This window comes from Paenibacillus sp. PL2-23, assembly GCF_040834005.1.
GTDB lineage: Bacteria > Bacillota > Bacilli > Paenibacillales > Paenibacillaceae > Pristimantibacillus.
On the sequence record NZ_CP162129.1, the window covers coordinates 3233228 to 3251003 of the forward strand.

The following is a 17776-nucleotide window of genomic DNA, read 5'->3' on the forward strand; positions in this document are numbered from 1 at the left end:
GATTTCGCCTTCTTTCTCGAAGTCTAATAGGTTATCCAAAAAAACGAAAAGGAGCTTGTTTGCGCAAGCCCCTCTTGTCGTTCATCTTAACGAATTTCTTTAATTCTAGCAGCTTTACCGCGCAGGTTGCGAAGGTAGTACAGCTTAGCGCGACGTACTTTACCGCGACGTGCCACCTCGATCTTGTCGATCTTAGGCGAATGAATCGGGAAAGTTCTCTCCACGCCAACACCGTAAGAAATTTTGCGTACAGTAAAAGTTTCGCTGATGCCGCCGCCGCGACGTTTGATAACAACGCCTTCGAACAGCTGGATACGCTCGCGCGTTCCCTCGATAACTTTAACGTAAACCTTCAGCGTGTCGCCAGGGCGAAAGCTTGGAAGATCTTGACGCAATTGCTCTTGAGTAATTGCTTGTACAATGTTCATTCTTCGTTCACTCCTTCCACCATAGACGTTCATGTAAGCTCCCGAGCTCTCCTGAGTCGTTCATTGCTTATAGCGGACCGTCCGTGTTAACAAACAACATTAGAAATATTACCATAGAAAAGAGCACAAAGCAACAGGTTTATTCCTTCCGCCTGCTTCATGTATACTGGCAAAGATAGAATCTACTTCATGGAGGTGCGCCGCCGTGCACGGAATCAGACACCGCATCAGCAAGGAAGGTCAACCTTTACGCCAGTCATTGATCGGCCTATGTGCAGTCCTTTTTATTTTTGCCAGCATATCCACGGGATATACATACGCCTCTTCAGCGGAATTCAGCGATATGAAAGGCCATTGGTCGAGCTCGTATATCACTTGGGCGATGGAAGAGGGACTGACAAACGGCTACGAGGATGGAACCTTCCAGCCGGACAAGCCCATTACGGAGGCCGAATTTCTGGCGCTGCTGCTGCGAGCTTACGGGTTGATAAGTGTAGCTGACGTGGCTGCCGGAAGCCAGTGGCACGCGCCTTATTATGAATACGCGAACAGCCTGGGTTGGCCGATGAATCATGCCAACACAAGAGGCAGCTTCCTTCGGGGACAGGCTGCGCTGCTGATGGCGACTGCAGCCCGCGGCGTTGTCTTGACGGAACGAGAAGCGATTAAATGGCTGCTGGACGAAGGCATCTCCAACGGCCGCACAGCGGCAACCATTGAAGGCTTCGCCTCAACGGGCAGCATCACCCGCGCTGAAGCGCTCACCTTTCTCTATAAGCTCAAGCTGCATACGAAGCTGCTCTCGTCGACCAAGCTTCCGACCGTTCAATCCGGCCTTTATGGCATTGAGCTGGGAGATCATGTCGACAAGCTGATCGCGCTGCATGGAAAGCCAGACGGCATCGTGCTAAGCGAATACGCGTTTTCATGGCATGTCTATACGGGAGGCGGACAATATGAGCCATTTGCTATGTATGGCCTTGCAAGCGATAGGATCGTTGCCGCCTTTTCGCCCTCGAAGGGTGGCTGGCAGCTCCCTGGCGGCTTAACCAACGGCTTGCCGCTCGCATCCGCTAAGCCTCTGCTTGCAGGAGTCACTGGTGTTCGGCAGGAGGACGATTATTATGCGTATTCAGCTGGCGGCGTTCGGACGACGCTATTCCTGGACGCTTTGGATGGCGATGGAATTGTCGGCATCCTGAAGCAGCAGGAAGGGCTGAAGGCATCCACCGCTCGAGATGACAAGCTGCGGGATGCGCTTGAGCAGACATTGTTCGATCTCGTTAATGCGGAGCGAGTGACGAGAGGAATCTCAGCCCTCTCCTGGGACCGCTTAGCGGCCCAAGCCGCTCGCTTGCACAGCGAGGATATGCGCGACCATAACTACTTCAGCCATACGAATAAAGGAAATGCATCCGCATTCGACCGGATGGAGTCGCAAGGCATTCGATTTCGGTATGCCGCCGAAAACATCGCCGCAGGACAGCCTAACAGCTTTTTCGCCCATTACGCCTTTCTGAACTCTGCGTCGCACCGCAAGGCGATGCTGGATGCGAAGCTGACGAAGCTGGGAGTTGGCGTTGCCCTTGGCGGCTCCTATAAGCAATATTTTACTCAAAATTATTACAGTCCGTTATAAGCCAACTCGGCTTCGAGATGCAAAATAAGGGAATGCAGCCTCCATGGAAGCCGCGTTCCCTTATTTGTTCTCCTCCGCCATCTGTCGCTGGGCCCATTCCTTCAGCAGCTTGCGTTCCTTCTCCGTTAACTCCGCGCCCTCTAACAAATCCGGCCTCCGCTTGAACGTCCTCAGAAGCGACTGCTCCCTCCGCCATTGCTCAATCTTGGCATGATGCCCGGATATAAGAATATCGGGAACGCTCCAATCACGGAATTGGGGCGGCCGGGTGTAATGAGGATGCTCCAGCAAGCCCGTACTGTAGGAATCCGTCACCGCTGAGGTTTCATTCCCGAGCACGCCCGGCAGCAGCCTCACGACGCTGTCGATGACCGTCATAGCGGGAATCTCGCCGCCTGTCAGCACGTAATCGCCGATGGACAGCTCGTCCGTGACCAGATGCTCGCGAATTCGTTCATCGTAGCCTTCATAATGGCCGCATATAAGCACAAGATGCTCCTCCTTGGCCAGCTCCTCCGCTTTGCGCTGCGTAAACGATTCGCCTTGCGGACACATGAGAATCACCCTTGTCTTACTCTCCGAACGAGCCTGAAGCTCCTCCACCGCCGCGAATACGGGCTCCGGCTTCAGCACCATGCCCCCTCCGCCGCCATAGGGGTAATCATCGACTGTGCTATGCTTGTTCGTGGAATATTGCCGGAAGTTAATGGCCTCCAGCGATACGAGCCCCTTCTCCTTCGCCTTCCCCAGGATACTGGAGCCGAAGACGCCTTCGAACATTTCCGGGAACAGCGTCAGAACATCAATTCTCATGTTAGACCAGCCCTTCCATTAACCTCACGGTCACAACCTTATCCTCCACATTCACAGCCAGCACCACATCATCGATAACAGGCAGCAGCAATTGCTTGCCCCGCTTCTTGGCCAGCTCCACTACCCATACGTCATTGGCGCCCGGACTGAGAATTTCCGAAATGTCGCCCAGCGTCTCCCCATCCTCAGTTACAACGGAGCAGCCGATAATTTGATGATAATAATATTCCCCTTGCTCAAGCTTGCCTTGCTGCGCCTCCGATACCTTCAGCAGCCAGCCCTTGTATTTCTCGACGTCGTTAATGTTGTCGTAGCCTTCCAGCTTAAGCAAATAGACGTTTTTCTGCTCGCGGGAGCCAGTAATCGTCACCTCATGCGATTCGCCGGTCCCCTCGTTCACCATCAGAAGCTTGCTTCCCTTGGCGAAGCGCTCCTCTGCAAAGTCTGTTTGCGAAACGACCTTCACCTCGCCGCGAATGCCGTGTGTATTAACTATTTTACCTACGGTATACCATCTTTCGCTCATGCCCAGAACCCGCCCTTCCAAGTTAATGAGATGCTTTGTGCTTCTTCTTATGCTATGTAAAAAGGGTCAGGACATTCGTCCCAACCCTGCTGCGTGCCATCGGCTTATGAAATAATATCGACGATGACGCGTTTATTCGATTTGACGGATGCCGAGGTTACCACTGTGCGCATCGCTTTCGCGATGCGGCCCTGCTTGCCGATTACTTTACCTATGTCATCGGGGTGAACCGAAAGCTCGTAAACCGTACTCCGCTCATCATCCTTCACTCCGACTCGCACTTCGTCCGGATGATCCACTAAAGCCTTCGCTATGACAAGAATTAATTCTTTCATCACAAAGCCCTCCGCTGTTCAACAGTTATTTCTGTTGTCTAAGCTCATGGAACTTCTTCAGAACACCAGCTTGGGAAAGCAGGTTGCGAACAGTGTCGGAAGCTTGCGCGCCAGTCTGCAGCCATTTCAGAGCTTTCTCTTCATCGATAGAGACTTGAGCTGGCTGAGCAACCGGATTGTAAGTGCCGATTTCTTCAATAAAACGTCCATCACGCGGGGAACGGGAATCCGATACAACGACGCGGTAGAATGGTGCCTTGTGAGCGCCCATACGTTTCAAGCGAATACGTACTGCCATTTATGATTCACCTCCTTCAAAAAATACAGTTCTTATAAACGTTCATCAGAACGGGAACTTCATATTGCGTCCCAGCATGCCTTTCATGCCCTTGAGGCCCTTCTTGCCCTTGGGTCCCTTCGGTCCCATCATGGAGGAGAACTGCTTCATCATCTTGCGCATATCGTCGAACTGCTTGATCAGACGATTCACTTCCACGATGGTTGTGCCGCTGCCAGCCGCGACGCGCTTGCGCCGGCTATGGTTCAGCAGCTCCGGCTTCTGCTTCTCTTCCTTCGTCATGGAGCGAACAATCGCTTCAATCCGGCCAAGCTGCTTCTCGTCGACCTTCAGATCCTTCATGCCGCCCTTCATCTTGTTCATGCCGGGCAGCATATCCATAATCTGATCCAGCGGTCCCAGCTTGCGAACCTGCTCCATCTGTTCCAGGAAATCGTCGAACGTGAACTCTGCCGTACGCATCTTGCGCTCCATCTCGGCAGCCTTGTCCGCGTCAATGCCGGCCTGCGCCTTCTCGATCAGGGACAGCATATCGCCCATGCCGAGAATACGGGACGCCATCCGCTCCGGATGGAACGGCTCCAGCGAGTCGATCTTCTCGCCCATAGCCGCGAACTTGATCGGCCGGCCCGTCACAGCCTTGACGGAAAGCGCCGCACCGCCGCGAGTGTCGCCGTCCAGCTTCGTCAGCACGACGCCCGACAGCTCCAGCTGCTCATGGAAGCTTTGCGCCACATTCACGGCGTCCTGCCCCGTCATCGCGTCGACAACGAGGAGCACCTCATCCGGCTTCACGTTCGCATGAATCTGCTTCAGCTCTTCCATCAGCTCTTCGTCGATGTGCAGACGTCCCGCCGTATCGAAGATGACGTAATCATTGCCGTTATCCTTGGCGTGCTGCAGGCCCTGCTTGGCAATATCGACCGGCGAGGCCTGATCGCCAAGCGAGAATACCGGAGCGCCAATCTGCTCGCCCAGCACCTGGAGCTGCTTAATCGCAGCGGGACGATAGATGTCGCACGCAACAAGCAATGGCTTGTGCTTATCCTTCTGGAGCAGCTTCGCCAGCTTGCCGGAGGTCGTTGTTTTGCCCGCGCCCTGCAAGCCGACCATCATAATAACCGTTGGAGGCTTGTTCGCTTTGGCAAGCTTGGATTGGGTGCCGCCCATCAACGCGGTTAATTCCTTATTGACGATGTCGATAATAACCATGCCGGGAGTGAAGCTCTTCGACACATCCAGCCCGACAGCCTGCTCCTTCACTTTGGCGATAAAATCCTTGACGACTTTAAAGTTAACGTCGGCCTCCAGGAGCGCCAGGCGAACCTCACGCATCGCATCGTTGACATCGTCTTCCGATACCTTGCCTTTGCCTCTCAGCTTGCTGAATACATTCTGCAGGCGATTGCTTAAGCTTTCAAATGCTGCCATGAATCCTCGCCTCCTTCCCTTGCCGTGCCTTCTGCCGTTCGGAATGCTCCGACGGCTTCTATAAGGGACCGTTTGTCCCCGTCATTCATCACGATGGCCTCGATCTGCCCCTCAAGCTGATCAGCCAGACGAAGCAGTCGCTCGTGCTTGGCCAGAAGAGACAGCTTCTCTTCATAGCTCTCCAGCGCAACCTCCGTCCGCCTGATATTGTCATAGACGGCTTGCCGGCTGATGCCGAACTCCGAGGCAATTTCGCCAAGCGAAAAATCATCGTGATAATAATAAGTAAGTATGGTGCGCTGCTTCTCAGTCAGCAGACTTTCGTAGAAGTCGAACAGCAAGTTGATTCTCGTTGTTCGGGCCAAGGCATCCGGTGCGGCTTCTTTCAACGCTCCCGCCTCCTTCACGTCTCTTCTACATCAAGCTAAATGCACTGCGGCACTTCATGCAACGTCTCTTATCATACAGGATGACAATTGCCCTGTCAAGCAATTAACCTTGTCAGCTGCCAAGGAAGCATGAAGCAGGCTTCCTGACTGCGAGACGAGTGTCAACGAGTCTCCGCTTATTCCGACAGTTTCCGCCTATGCGGATGGCTCCTGCTCCTCCGCCTTGCTGATCAGTCCGGCGAACAACGCGTGTACGAATTGCTCCGAATCGAACGTCTGCAGATCGCCCATCTTCTCCCCGAGGCCAACAAGCTTAACGGGCAGGTTCAGCTCGTTGCGGATCGCCACAACAATGCCGCCCTTGGCCGTTCCGTCGAGTTTCGTGAGAACAAGCCCAGTCACGCCGCTTTTTTCGCCGAACAGCTTGGCCTGGCTCAGCGCGTTCTGGCCGGTCGTCGCGTCAAGCACAAGCAGCACCTCGTGAGGCGCCTCCGGCAGCTCCCGCTGAATGACCCGGAAAATTTTGTTCAGCTCTTCCATCAGGTTCGTCTTATTCTGAAGACGGCCGGCGGTGTCGCATAGAAGCACGTCTACCTTGCGCTGCTTCGCCGCTTGCACGGCGTCGAACATGACGGCTGCGGGATCGGCGCCTGACGATTGCTTGATCACATCAACGCCAACTCGCTGGCCCCATACCTCCAGCTGCTCGATTGCCCCCGCGCGGAACGTGTCGCCTGCGGCGAGCAGCACCGACTTCCCTTCGCTCTTGAACTTATGCGCCAGCTTGCCGATTGTCGTTGTTTTGCCAACACCATTGACGCCAACGAATAGAATCACCGTAATTTGCCCTTCGGGCGCCATGCGCAGCTCCGCATGATCATCGCCTCGCAGCAGGCCGATCAGCTTCTCGGACAGGACAGGCTGCAGCTCCGCCGCGTCCTCAATCTTCCGTTTCTTCACCTCGACGCGCAGCTCGTCGATCAATCCCATGACCGTATTCACGCCCACATCGGCACCGATCAATATTTCTTCCAGCTCTTCATAGAACTCCTCGTCGATCTTCTTCCGGCGAGTAATCAGCTCCTCGACCTTCTCCACGAACGCCGTACGCGTCTTGGTCAATCCTTCCTTGAATACGTTGGTGACGGATTCCGTCTTCGCCGCAATGCTTTCCTTCAGCTTCTTAAAAAAACTCATGCCTGTCGTTCCTCCATCCTGAACATCCTGACAACGTCACATGTTATTCCAACTAAGCCGATACCGGCTCTTCCTCTTCCAGCCGCACCGACACAAGCTTCGATACGCCGCCTTCCTCCATCGTAACGCCATATAGGACATCCGCTTCTTCCATAGTGCCTTTGCGGTGAGTAACGACGATGAACTGGGTCAGGTCGGAGAACTCACGCAAATATTGCGCAAAGCGCGATACGTTGGCTTCGTCCAGCGCGGCCTCGACCTCGTCCAGCACGCAGAACGGAACCGGCTTCACCTGCAGAATCGCGAACAACAGCGCGATTGCGGTCAAAGCGCGCTCGCCGCCCGAAAGCAGCTGCAGGTTCTGCAGCTTCTTGCCCGGTGGCTGCGCGACAATATCAATGCCCGTATCCAGCACGCGATCCGGCTCCACCAGTATGAGATCCGCGCGGCCTCCGCCGAACAGCTTCGCGAACACAACGACGAAGTGGCCGCGTATCGCTTCGAAGGTGGTACGGAACCGCTTGGACATCTCATCGTCCATCTCTTTGATGACCTGGTACAGCGCCGTTTTCGCTTCGATAAGATCGTTTTTCTGCTCTGACAGGAAGTCGTAACGTTCCTTGACGCGCTCATATTCCTCAATGGCGCCAAGGTTCACCTCGCCCAGCGCGGTGATTTGGCGCTTCAGATCGCGTACTTCATTCTGCGCGCCGACAACATCCTCGGGTACAGGGTATTGCTCCTTCGCAAGCTCGAAGCTGAGCTCATACTCCTCGCTCAGCTTGCGCAATAGGTTGTCAAGCTCCACATCCTGGCGATTGACCGCAATTTCTGTGCTGCGCAATTGGTCCTCAATAGCCCGCAGCTGCGCGCGCTGCTCCTTGGTCTCGCTTTCGCCCTGCTCCAGCTCGGCAATTCGCTGCGCTCTCGCGGCGCGCTTCAGATCGGTCCCCTCCGCGCAGCTCGCCTTCTTAATCCGCAGATGGTTCAGCTGCTCGATCTGAGCGATCGTCTCGTCGGCGTGACGGGCGATTTCCTCCTCCTGCTGCGCGTACAGCGACCGCAGATTCGCAAGCTCGCCCTTCGCTCTCTGAATGTCCGAGCGGACGCGGGCGGCCTGATCCTCGAAGCTCAGCTTCTCTTGATCCGTCTTGGCGACGGCAATCTTCAGATCCGTCAGCTGGCCTTGCAGCTCCTCCTTGGCGGACTCGCTTGCCTTGCGGCGCTCCTCTGCCAGCCGGATCGCCTCCTGAAGCCTCGCCTCATCCAGCGTTAGCTGCTGGAGACGCTGCTCCGCCGCGGCTGCGGCTTGAGCAATTTGCTCCTGCTCCTGCGTCTGCGAGCTCCGCTCCGAGACGGACAGCTCATTCTGCTCCGCCAGCAGCCTGGCCTCCGACTGAAGCTGCTGCTGCTCCGCGCGAATGCCCTGCTCCCGGATTCGGCACTGCTCCGCGTGCCCGCGAAGCTCCTCCATATTTTGCGAGCGGATGGAATGCTCCTTCCGCAAATCGCTCAGCTTGCTCAACAGCCCATCCAAGGTTGCCCTTGCTTCCTTGATTTCCTGATCCAGTGCCTCGATCTGACGGCTGCGGCCAAGCAGGCTTGCGCCTTTCTTCTGCAGGCTGCCCCCCGTCATGGAGCCGCCGGCGTTCACAACGTCGCCTTCCAGGGTGACCACACGGTAGCGATATTGGCAGCGCGAGGCGATGCGATTCGCCTGCTCCAACGTCTCCGCCAGCAGGACGTTGCCCAGCAGGTTGTTGATGATGGCCTGATACCGCTCGTCGCATTGGACCAGCTCGGACGCGACGCCGACAAAGCCTTCAACAGCCGCGATGGAACGTTTGTCGTTCTCCGGCACCATACGTCCGCGGATTACATCCAGCGGGAGGAACGTGGCTCGGCCCAGCTGACGCTGCTTCAGGAACGCAATGGCGTTCCTCGCCGTCCGCTCGTCCTCCATGACAATATGCTGCAGCGCCCCGCCCAGCGCCGTCTCGACCGCAATCTCAATACGCTGCGGCACCCGCACCAGCTCGGCAACCGCGCCATGAACGCCGTCAATGCCGCCTGAGGAGCGTCGCGCCGCCTTCAGCACTTCCTTGACGCCCTGCATGAATCCGTCCAGCGCGTCCTGCATTTCCTTCATCGTGTCGCGCCTGGAGATATGGCTGTCCAGACGCTGCTCCCACTTGCGGATCAGCGTCAGCACCTCATCGATCCCCGCGGCAAGCGACTTGACCGACTCCGATTGCTCCAGCATGTTGTTCCTTGTCTTCTCCAGCAGCTCCAGCGTCGAAGCCAAATCCAGCTCAAGCGACTTGCGGCGCTCGTCCAGCTTCGCCTTCTGCTCGGTCCACTTGGATTCGTCTTCGCTTAAGCGCTCCATGCGACGCTGCAGCGTCTCCTTCTGCTGCGCCGCATACCGAATTTCGTTGCGGTGCTGCGCCATTGCGCTCAGCACGTCGAGCAGCTCGCCCTTCAGACGCTCCTCCGCGTCGACTACCGCTCCGCCCGCCACGCCGATCAGATTGACTTCCTCCGCAGCCAGCTTCGTGCGAAGCTCCGCCAGATCCGCCTCCAAAGCCGCCGCGCGGCTTCGGAATTCCGCTTCATCCTTCGTCAGGGAAGCGATCCTCGCGTCTTGGGCGGCGATGGACTCCTCCAGCTGCTTCTTGTTCTGCTCCAGGTTCCGCTTCCGCTCCTTCAGCACCTCGCCGTAGCCTTCGCATTTCTCTACGTCCTCGCTAATTTGAAGCATGGCTTCGTGGAGCTCATCCAGCGCCTGCTCGATATCTCTCAGCTGAAGGCGATCCTGCTCCAGATGCGCGTCATGCTTGGAGACAATCGTAGAGAGCTGAAGCTGCTCAGCCGTCAGCTTGTCCAGCTTGTCCTTCGCTTCGGACCAAGACTGATGCACAGTCTCAATATTATGTACGTACATCGAGATTTCTTTAGTTTTGAGCGTTTCCTTCAGTGCTTTGAAGTGAATCGCCTTCTCCGATTGCTTCTGGAGAGGACCAACCTGATCCTCCAGCTCCATCACAAGATCGTGAATGCGGAGCAAATTCTGCTCGGTCTCATCCAGCTTCTTCTGCGCCTCTCGCTTGCGAGACTTATATTTCACAATGCCGGAGGCTTCCTCGAATATGCCCCTGCGATCCTCGGATCGCGTGCTCAAAATCTCCTCGATTCGTCCCTGGCCGATAATGGAATAGGCTTCCTTGCCGATGCCAGTATCCATGAACAGCTCCGTTATATCCTTCAAGCGGCAAGGCTGCTTGTTGATCATATACTCGCTGTCGCCGCTGCGGTGCACTCGTCTCGTAACCGTCACTTCATTATATTCGAGCGGCAGCGCGCCGTCCGAATTGTCCAGCGTAAGGGACACTTCTCCATAGTTGACCGCTTTACGAGCATCGCTGCCCGCAAATATAATATCCTCCATCTTGCCCCCGCGAAGGCTCTTGGCGCTTTGCTCGCCGAGAACCCAACGAATGCCGTCGGATATATTGCTTTTCCCCGAACCGTTCGGGCCGACCACCGCCGTTATACCGTTTACAAACTCCAATTCGGTTTTGTCGGCGAAGGATTTGAAGCCTGCTAATTCAATCCTCTTCAAAAACATAGTTTGGCTTTCACCTCACCCTCCATTGTATCATAATATCCTGGATTACGATAAACTTTTCAGCAGCCTGCAAGCCTACGCATCGCCTTGTTTAACCGTTCCCTGCAAGAGCCCGCCCCGTCCTAATATGACAAAAATCCCTCCCACCGATATATACGGTCGAAAGGGATTTTCATAGGAATAAGCCTGGACGATTGGACTGGCGTAAACGCATCGTTGTCATCGCTTATTTGTCCTGGGACAGCAGATTCCAGGCTTCGGCCGCGGCCCGCTGCTCCGCTTCCTTCTTCGTGCGGCCAGCACCTCTGCCGTAACAGCGTTCAGCCCCCAGGAACACTTCCACAATAAACTCGCGGTCGTGAGCCGGTCCGCGCTCTTCAAGCACGCGATATTCCACGGGACCCAGTCCGTGATGCTGAGCCTTCTCCTGAAGCTTCGACTTGGCATCCTTCATCAGCAGGCCGAAATCATTGGACTCAATGAACGGGAACATGTGCTCCTCCAGGAACACTCTGGTCCGATCAATACCGGCATCCAGGAAGATCGCTCCGACAAAGGATTCGAACAAATCAGCCAGCAGCGCTTGTCGATAGCGTCCGCCAAGCTGCTCCTCCCCGCGTCCCAGCAGCACATGCTTGCCAAGCTCCAGACGCTCCGCGAAATAAGCCAGCGAAGGCTCACAGACGACCGATGCCCGCATGCGGGTCAGCTCGCCTTCCGGCCGCTTGGGATACGTCGCGAACAGATACTCTGATACAAGCAGCTGCAGAACGGCATCGCCTAGAAACTCCAGACGCTCATTATCCTGAACGGAGCCGCGTTTGTGCTCGTTGACGTAGGACGTATGGGTAAATGCCTGTCTCAGCAGCTTCGTGCGTTTGAAACTGAGCTGCAGCTTCTGCTGCAGCTCCTCAAAGTGTTCATGCTTCATATGCCTTCATCACGATCGTCGCGTTGTGGCCGCCGAATCCGAAGGAGTTGGACAAGGCCACTTTCACGTCGGCTTTGCGGGCGATGTTCGGAACGTAATCCAGGTCAAGCTCAGGATCTTGATTGTCCAAGTTGATGGTTGGAGCGATAATGCCCTCCTTAAGCGTCAGGCCAAGAATAACAGCCTCCACGCCGCCGGCGGCTCCCAGCAGATGCCCCGTCATCGACTTGGTAGAGCTGACAGCCAGCTTGTAGGCGTGATCGCCGAACGTCTTTTTGATCGCTGTCGTCTCCGACTTGTCCCCGACCGGAGTTGACGTACCGTGAGCATTGATATAGTCGATATCGGACGGCTCGATGCCTGCGTCTCGAATCGCCTTCGCCATGCAGCGCGCAGCGCCGTCGGGATCCGGCTCCGTCATATGGTGAGCGTCTCCGCTCATGCCGTAGCCGATGACCTCAGCATAGATGCGAGCGCCGCGCGCTTGCGCGTGCTCCAGCGATTCCAGCACGAGCACGCCCGAGCCTTCGCCCATTATAAAGCCATCGCGGTCGATATCGAATGGCCGGCTCGCTTTCTCCGGCTCCTCGTTGCGCGTGGACATCGCTCGCATGGAGCAGAAGCCCGCCATGCCCGTCGGACGGATGGTTGCCTCGGCACCGCCTGCGATCATAACGTCCGCGTCGCCGCGTTGAATCATTTTGAAGGAGTCGCCAATGGAATGCGTGCCCGTCGCGCAAGCCGTCACAGCCGTGCTGTTAGGGCCTTTGGCGCCGGTCAGCATCGACACTTGGCCGGATGCCATATTCGCGATCATCATGGGAATAAAAAACGGACTGACGCGCTTTGGACCCTTCTCCAGCAGCACATTGTGCTGATCCTCCCAGGTGCCAAGGCCGCCGATTCCGCTGCCGATCATAACGCCGACACGCTCCGGATCCGCGTTGGTGCCGATTGTCAGCCCCGCGTCCTCAACAGCAAGCTTGCTCGCGACAGCCGCGAACTGAACGAAGCGGTCCATCCGGCGCGCTTCTTTTTTATCCAAGCCGTAGTCCTCGGGATTAAAGTTCTTGATCTCCGCAGCAATCCTTGTCGGATACTCCGAGAAGTCGAAAGCTTCAATAACAGATACTCCAGACTTGCCTTCCAGCAGAGCCTGCCAGAATGCCTCCAGATTCGAGCCGAGCGAGGTCATAACCCCCATGCCCGTAACGACAACTCTATGTTTCATAATCTTCACCTCAGCAGCTAGCGATATGGAAGAATACGCATAGCGCCCTTCCTTCAATCTATATGTAATAGCGATTAAGCTCCATTAGTCGAGATCCACAAAAAAATGCCATCGTAAAAACGCTTAACATGGAGAGAAGTCCCGTCTATTGCAGGCGGGACTTGTCCATCCTTAGGTATGAGATTGTATGTAGGATACAACTTCTCCCACCGTCGTGATTTTCTCTGCATCTTCATCAGAGATTTCCATATCAAACTCGTCTTCCAGCTCCATGACCAATTCAACGACGTCAAGAGAGTCAGCTCCGAGGTCATCTTTGAAGGAAGCTTCAAGTGTTACTTCTGCTTCGTCTACGCCAAGGCGGTCGATGACAATACGTTTTACGCGATCTACTACTTCGGACATCCGGTTCACCTCCTCCACCGTATTATACGAGAATTAATACCAAATTGCCATCTTTACCTTACGAGATCAAACCACATGCTTCACGGCTTGCTACATGTACATGCCGCCGTCCACGTGGACCGTCTGGCCTGTCATATAGGCCGCTGCGTCAGACGCAAGGAACCGGACCGCGTTCGCGATGTCGGAAGCGTCGCCGAGACGCGCAAGCGGAATTTGGCCCGACAGCGAAGCCTTCATATCGTCAGGCAGCTTGTCCGTCATATCCGTCTGGATGAAGCCAGGCGCTACGCAGTTGACCGTGATGCCGCGGGACGCCAGCTCGCGGGCGCTGGCTTTCGTCAGGCCGATAACGCCGGCTTTGGCGGCCACATAGTTGGCTTGGCCGGGATTGCCCAGCACGCCGACGACAGAGGAGATGTTGATGATGCGGCCAGAGCGCTGCTTCATCATGGGACGGGTAACGGCTTTGATCCCGTTGAACACGCCCTTCAGATTCGTCTCGATGACCTGATCGAACTCCTCTTCCTTCATGCGCATGATTAAATTATCTCTTGTAATGCCTGCGTTATTCACCAGAATATCGACGGCGCCAAGTTGCTCGATTACATCCTTGACCATCGCCTCAAATTCGTCCGCCTTGCCTACATTGGCTTTGACAAGCACCGCACGGCGGCCAAGCGCCTCCACTGCAGCCGCCGTCTCCGCCGCCGCGGCTTCGCTTCCGGAATAATTGATCGCCACGTCAGCCCCCGCTTCCGCAAGCGAGATGGCGATAGCGCGTCCAATGCCGCGGGATGCGCCAGTGACGAGCGCTTTCTTGCCTTCCAGACTCGCAAACATTGCCTTCCCCTCCTACCTTAGGTTAACTTATTCCGCCTTCAGCGCTTCAAGCGCCGCGACGCTGTTCACCGAGATCACACGAACGCTTCGGTCGATCTTCTTGATCAGACCAGCCAGCACCGTGCCTGAACCGATCTCGACGAATGTATCCACGCCCTGCCCGATCAGATAACGTACGCTATCCTCCCACAGCACCGGTGAATACACCTGCTCCACGAGCAGCTCCCGAAGCTCGGACGCGCTTGTGGCTTCCTTGGCCGTAACATTCGCCACAACCGGAACAGAAGCGTCCTGCCATGACGCCGTCGCCAGCGTGTCTGCCAGCTTCTCGGCAGCCGGCTTCATGAGCGAAGAATGGAAGGGACCGCTTACCTCAAGCGATATGACGCGCTTGGCTCCGATCTCCTTGCCTTGCTCGACGACCGCTTGCACGCCAGCAGCCGTGCCCGACACCACGATTTGGCCTGGACAATTCACATTCGCTAGCTCTACACCCGTACCATTCGCCGAGATCGACTCGCACAGGCTCGACAGCGCCTCGCGCTCCGCGCCCAGCACCGCCGCCATAGCCCCTTGCCCGCTTGGAACGGCTTGCTCCATATATTGGCCCCGCGCCCGAACAATGCGCACGGCGTCCTCGAAGGAGAGCGCTCCAGCTGCCACTAACGCGCTGTATTCGCCAAGACTGTGGCCCGCCACATAATCCGCTTGGAGACCACTCCCTTCCAGCAGCTTCAGGTAGGCAGCCGATACCGTGAGCAGCGCTGGCTGCGTGTTCGCCGTCTGCTTCAGCGCCTCCTCAGGCCCTTCAAATATAAGTGTTGTGAGATCGATGCCAAGTATGTGATTGGCCTGCTCGAACAGCTGTTTCACGCTGTCGGATGCTTCATACGCGTCTTTGCCCATGCCCAGGGCCTGTGCCCCTTGACCGGGGAATACAAATGCCGTTTTTCCCAACAAAGTTCCCTCCCCAAACATGTCCGATTCAGTCTCAACCTCGGATTTAACGGTTGAATGCTGGACCGGCTACCAGATCAATACGGACGCCCCCCAGGTCAATCCGCCGCCGAAGCCGACGAACACGAGGCAATCCCCTTCCTTCACGCGATCCTGCTCCACGGCCTCCGCCAGAGCGACGGGAATGGACGCCGCCGACATATTGCCGTACTTGTCCAGGTTGACCATCGCCTTCTCCTCCGGCAGATTAAGCCGGTTCATAGCGGATTGAATGATTCGGATATTAGCTTGATGAGGCACCAGCAGATCAACGTCCGCCTTAGTCATGCCCGCCTTCGCCAGCGCGTCCTCTGCCGCGCTGCCCATAATTCGGACGGCAAACTTGAATACATCGTTGCCCGCCATATGTATATAATGCTGCTTGCCGGATAAGCTGGCTTCGGATGCCGGCATGCGCGAGCCGCCGCCGCTTACCTTGAGCAGCTCTCCGCCGCTGCCGTCTGCTCCAAGCTCGAAGGAACGGAAGCCTCTGCCTCCTTCGACCGGTCCAAGCACGACTGCGCCCGCGCCATCCCCGAACAGAATACATGTATTCCGGTCCGTATAATCCGTAATCCGGGACAGCGTCTCCGCACCGACGACCAGCACATGCTTATACATGCCTGTGGCAATCATGTTGGACGCAGTGGCCAGACCGTATATGAAGCCCGAGCAGGCCGCCGACAAGTCAAACGCCGCGGCCTTCGTCGCTCCCAGCTTGTCCTGAAGCAGGCAAGCCGTAGACGGGAAGAACATATCCGGCGTAATGGTCGCGACGATAATCAGATCGATATCCTCCGCTGTTAGGCCAGCCGCCTCAAGCGCGCGCTTCGACGCTTCAAGCGCGAGGTCGGAGGTCGCTTCGGCCTCCGCCGCTACCCTGCGCTCCTTGATGCCTGTGCGGGTGACGATCCACTCGTCGTTTGTCTCCACCATTTGCTCCAGCTGTTGATTGGTAAGAATTCGTTCAGGCACGTATTTGCCCGTGCCAATAATGCCAACAGATTGCAGACTCATGCTACTCACTCACTTCCGGTTGATTTCTGCGGAGATCGATTCGATCAAGCTGGCTTGCAGCGCGATTCGTGTCTGGCGAACCGCGTTTTTCACCGCAGTAGCGTCCGATGAACCGTGACACTTAATAACGAGGCCGTTCAAGCCCAGCAGCGGAGCTCCGCCGTGCTCCTTGTAATCCAGCTTCTTCTTCACCTGCTTCAGCTTAGGCAGCATAATAGCCGCTGCAACCTTCGTCATAAGAGAGCTGCCGAAAGCCTCCTTCAATACAGCGAAGATCGTTCCGGCTGTGCCCTCCATCGACTTCAGCATGATATTGCCGGCAAACCCGTCGCACACCAGCACGTCGCACGTTCCGTTCAGGATATCCCGGGATTCCACGTTGCCGACGAAATGAATAGGCGCTTGCTCCAGCAGCTCGAACGCCGCTTTGGTCAGCTCGTTGCCCTTCTTCGCTTCCGTTCCGACGTTGAGCAGCCCCACGCGCGGCTTCGCTAGTCCGTGAACCTTGGCGCGATATATACTGCCCATGATGCCGTACTGAAGCAAATGCTCCGGCTTGGCGTCCATGTTGGCGCCCAGATCAAGCGCCAGCACGCCAACATCGTCCATGGTTGGCATCATTGGCGCCAGCGCCGGGCGTTCGATGCCCTCCATACGGCCGACAATCAGCAAGCCGGTTGTCATCAGCGCTCCCGTATTGCCTGCTGACATCATGGCGTCAGCCGCCTTGTCCTTCACGAGCTGGCCCGCAACGACCATGGAAGCCGTCTTTTTCCTTCGGACGGCCTTTACTGGCTCGTCATCCGGTCCAATTACGTCCTCCGCGTGATAAATTCGTATATTGGCAGGCGGGTTGTCCTTCAGAAGCGGCTCAATCACCGCTTGATTACCCACCAGCAGCAGCTCGGTGTCCGGCCATTCCCTGGCCGCCTCCAGCGCTCCCTGAACGATGGAGCCCGGGGCGTGGTCTCCCCCCATGGCATCAATCGCGATCCGCATGTGTTACTCCTCCTCCGTTGTCTCTGTCGCCGGCGGACCTGTAGATGACGAAGTTGCCCTGGAACACCATCTCGTCGCCTACATAGGTGAACAGCTCTACCTTTGATTTGCTTCTCTCGCCCGAAATCGAGCGCACATACGCCTTGGCGATACACTTCTCCCCAAGCTTGACGGGCCGGATAAACCGGATATCAGCGGTCACAGTCAAAGCGATGGCGTCATTAATAACCGCAACGGCCAGCGAGTTTGCCTGTGCGAACACATGATGGCCCCTTGCGATGCCCGTGCGGGAGAACACATGCTCCTCGCGGATTTCGAAGATGGAGATACCGCTCTTGTCCAGCTCCAGGTCGACGATGTCGCCGATCACCTCATGAAGCGGCAGCGAGCGTACGGCGTCGTAGGAGCGTTCAGCCATCAGCTTCAGCCGTTCCCGCAGCTCCGGAATGCCGAGCTCCATTCGGTCGAGCCTGACGGTCTGGATGCTGACCTTCAGCAGCCTCGTCAGCTCGCGATCCGTTATGAACGGATTGTCATCTATATGCTGGGCCAGCAACTGATGCCGCTGACGCTTGGGCATTCGTTCCATGCTCGGCCCCCTTGTCCGCTGATCCAATTCGGAATGCCGCCTCGCATTCCTTATTAGTTATATGTATAGCCTGTAATTTTATCA

18 protein-coding genes are annotated in these 17776 nt (G+C 56.3%); 1 reads left to right on the forward strand and 17 read right to left on the reverse strand.

Features of this window, described 5'->3' with window-relative positions:
- Window positions 1-86: 86 nt before the first annotated feature.
- Window positions 87-428, reverse strand: coding sequence for a 50S ribosomal protein L19 (gene rplS, locus AB1S56_RS14110; protein ID WP_340868616.1), 342 nt, complete (start codon window positions 426-428; stop codon window positions 87-89).
- A 343-nt stretch (window positions 429-771) separates the two neighbouring features.
- On the opposite strand from rplS, the gene AB1S56_RS14115 reads away from it, so the two are divergent.
- The gene (locus AB1S56_RS14115; RefSeq protein ID WP_340868614.1) at window positions 772-2067 is read left to right on the forward strand and encodes a CAP domain-containing protein; all 1296 of its coding nucleotides are present in this window, start codon (window positions 772-774) and stop codon (window positions 2065-2067) included.
- Between the two features lie 60 nt (window positions 2068-2127).
- On the opposite strand, the gene trmD is transcribed toward AB1S56_RS14115, so the two are convergent.
- The 16 genes from trmD to fapR all read right to left on the reverse strand — a co-directional run bounded on the left by trmD (window position 2128) and on the right by fapR (window position 17683).
- Window positions 2128-2880 (reverse strand): tRNA (guanosine(37)-N1)-methyltransferase TrmD, encoded by a 753-nt coding sequence (gene trmD, locus AB1S56_RS14120; RefSeq protein ID WP_340868613.1) that lies wholly within the window; start codon window positions 2878-2880, stop codon window positions 2128-2130.
- 1 nt (window position 2881) lies between these two features.
- Window positions 2882-3406, reverse strand: a complete 525-nt coding sequence (rimM, locus tag AB1S56_RS14125) for a ribosome maturation factor RimM (protein WP_340868612.1) — start codon at window positions 3404-3406, stop codon at window positions 2882-2884.
- Between the two features lie 104 nt (window positions 3407-3510).
- The gene (locus AB1S56_RS14130; protein ID WP_340868611.1) at window positions 3511-3741 is read right to left on the reverse strand and encodes a KH domain-containing protein; all 231 of its coding nucleotides are present in this window, start codon (window positions 3739-3741) and stop codon (window positions 3511-3513) included.
- Window positions 3742-3766: 25 nt separating this feature from the next.
- Window positions 3767-4039, reverse strand: coding sequence for a 30S ribosomal protein S16 (rpsP, locus tag AB1S56_RS14135; protein ID WP_340868610.1), 273 nt, complete (start codon window positions 4037-4039; stop codon window positions 3767-3769).
- 45 nt (window positions 4040-4084) lie between these two features.
- Window positions 4085-5470, reverse strand: a complete 1386-nt coding sequence (gene ffh / locus AB1S56_RS14140) for a signal recognition particle protein (protein ID WP_340868609.1) — start codon at window positions 5468-5470, stop codon at window positions 4085-4087.
- Window positions 5449-5859 (reverse strand): putative DNA-binding protein, encoded by a 411-nt coding sequence (locus AB1S56_RS14145; protein ID WP_340868608.1) that lies wholly within the window; start codon window positions 5857-5859, stop codon window positions 5449-5451. The genes ffh and AB1S56_RS14145 overlap by 22 nt, the downstream gene beginning before the upstream one ends.
- Window positions 5860-6054: 195 nt before the next feature.
- Complete coding sequence (gene ftsY / locus AB1S56_RS14150; RefSeq protein WP_340868607.1) at window positions 6055-7056, reverse strand: signal recognition particle-docking protein FtsY; 1002 nt, start codon at window positions 7054-7056, stop codon at window positions 6055-6057.
- A 52-nt stretch (window positions 7057-7108) separates the two neighbouring features.
- Entirely contained in the window at window positions 7109-10684 is a 3576-nt protein-coding gene (smc, locus tag AB1S56_RS14155) for a chromosome segregation protein SMC (RefSeq protein WP_340868606.1), read from the reverse strand.
- Between the two features lie 226 nt (window positions 10685-10910).
- Window positions 10911-11615, reverse strand: a complete 705-nt coding sequence (gene rnc, locus AB1S56_RS14160; protein ID WP_340868605.1) for a ribonuclease III — start codon at window positions 11613-11615, stop codon at window positions 10911-10913.
- Window positions 11605-12846 (reverse strand): beta-ketoacyl-ACP synthase II, encoded by a 1242-nt coding sequence (gene fabF, locus AB1S56_RS14165; RefSeq protein ID WP_340868604.1) that lies wholly within the window; start codon window positions 12844-12846, stop codon window positions 11605-11607. The genes rnc and fabF overlap by 11 nt, the downstream gene beginning before the upstream one ends.
- Window positions 12847-13017: 171 nt before the next feature.
- Window positions 13018-13251 carry an acyl carrier protein gene (gene acpP, locus AB1S56_RS14170; RefSeq protein ID WP_068686948.1) on the reverse strand — a complete coding sequence of 78 codons (234 nt, stop codon included), beginning with the start codon at window positions 13249-13251 and terminating at the stop codon, window positions 13018-13020.
- Between the two features lie 90 nt (window positions 13252-13341).
- A complete protein-coding gene (gene fabG, locus AB1S56_RS14175) occupies window positions 13342-14091 on the reverse strand; it encodes a 3-oxoacyl-[acyl-carrier-protein] reductase (RefSeq protein WP_340868602.1) in 750 nt (249 codons plus the stop codon).
- Between the two features lie 27 nt (window positions 14092-14118).
- Window positions 14119-15048, reverse strand: coding sequence for an ACP S-malonyltransferase (fabD, locus tag AB1S56_RS14180; protein WP_340868601.1), 930 nt, complete (start codon window positions 15046-15048; stop codon window positions 14119-14121).
- A 69-nt stretch (window positions 15049-15117) separates the two neighbouring features.
- On the reverse strand, window positions 15118-16104 hold the full coding sequence (locus AB1S56_RS14185) for a beta-ketoacyl-ACP synthase III (RefSeq protein WP_340868600.1): 987 nt from the start codon (window positions 16102-16104) through the stop codon (window positions 15118-15120).
- A gap of 9 nt (window positions 16105-16113) precedes the next feature.
- Entirely contained in the window at window positions 16114-17103 is a 990-nt protein-coding gene (gene plsX / locus AB1S56_RS14190) for a phosphate acyltransferase PlsX (protein ID WP_340868599.1), read from the reverse strand.
- On the reverse strand, window positions 17087-17683 hold the full coding sequence (gene fapR, locus AB1S56_RS14195; RefSeq protein ID WP_340868894.1) for a transcription factor FapR: 597 nt from the start codon (window positions 17681-17683) through the stop codon (window positions 17087-17089). Before fapR ends, plsX begins: the two co-directional genes overlap by 17 nt.
- Window positions 17684-17776 lie beyond the last annotated feature (93 nt).

What these genes read in the sequence shown, in the direction of transcription:
- acpP (WP_068686948.1), bottom strand. Translation starts at nt 13,251, where the DNA reads ATGTCCGAAGTAGTAGATCGCGTAAAACGTATTGTCATCGACCGCCTT.
- rnc (WP_340868605.1), bottom strand. Translation starts at nt 11,615, where the DNA reads ATGAAGCATGAACACTTTGAGGAGCTGCAGCAGAAGCTGCAGCTCAGT.
- fabF (WP_340868604.1), bottom strand. Translation starts at nt 12,846, where the DNA reads ATGAAACATAGAGTTGTCGTTACGGGCATGGGGGTTATGACCTCGCTC.
- AB1S56_RS14130 (WP_340868611.1), bottom strand. Translation starts at nt 3,741, where the DNA reads ATGAAAGAATTAATTCTTGTCATAGCGAAGGCTTTAGTGGATCATCCG.
- AB1S56_RS14185 (WP_340868600.1), bottom strand. Translation starts at nt 16,104, where the DNA reads ATGAGTCTGCAATCTGTTGGCATTATTGGCACGGGCAAATACGTGCCT.
- plsX (WP_340868599.1), bottom strand. Translation starts at nt 17,103, where the DNA reads ATGCGGATCGCGATTGATGCCATGGGGGGAGACCACGCCCCGGGCTCC.
- smc (WP_340868606.1), bottom strand. Translation starts at nt 10,684, where the DNA reads ATGTTTTTGAAGAGGATTGAATTAGCAGGCTTCAAATCCTTCGCCGAC.
- fapR (WP_340868894.1), bottom strand. Translation starts at nt 17,683, where the DNA reads ATGCCCAAGCGTCAGCGGCATCAGTTGCTGGCCCAGCATATAGATGAC.
- rplS (WP_340868616.1), bottom strand. Translation starts at nt 428, where the DNA reads ATGAACATTGTACAAGCAATTACTCAAGAGCAATTGCGTCAAGATCTT.
- fabG (WP_340868602.1), bottom strand. Translation starts at nt 14,091, where the DNA reads ATGTTTGCGAGTCTGGAAGGCAAGAAAGCGCTCGTCACTGGCGCATCC.
- trmD (WP_340868613.1), bottom strand. Translation starts at nt 2,880, where the DNA reads ATGAGAATTGATGTTCTGACGCTGTTCCCGGAAATGTTCGAAGGCGTC.
- AB1S56_RS14115 (WP_340868614.1), top strand. Translation starts at nt 772, where the DNA reads ATGAAAGGCCATTGGTCGAGCTCGTATATCACTTGGGCGATGGAAGAG.
- rimM (WP_340868612.1), bottom strand. Translation starts at nt 3,406, where the DNA reads ATGAGCGAAAGATGGTATACCGTAGGTAAAATAGTTAATACACACGGC.
- ffh (WP_340868609.1), bottom strand. Translation starts at nt 5,470, where the DNA reads ATGGCAGCATTTGAAAGCTTAAGCAATCGCCTGCAGAATGTATTCAGC.
- ftsY (WP_340868607.1), bottom strand. Translation starts at nt 7,056, where the DNA reads ATGAGTTTTTTTAAGAAGCTGAAGGAAAGCATTGCGGCGAAGACGGAA.
- rpsP (WP_340868610.1), bottom strand. Translation starts at nt 4,039, where the DNA reads ATGGCAGTACGTATTCGCTTGAAACGTATGGGCGCTCACAAGGCACCA.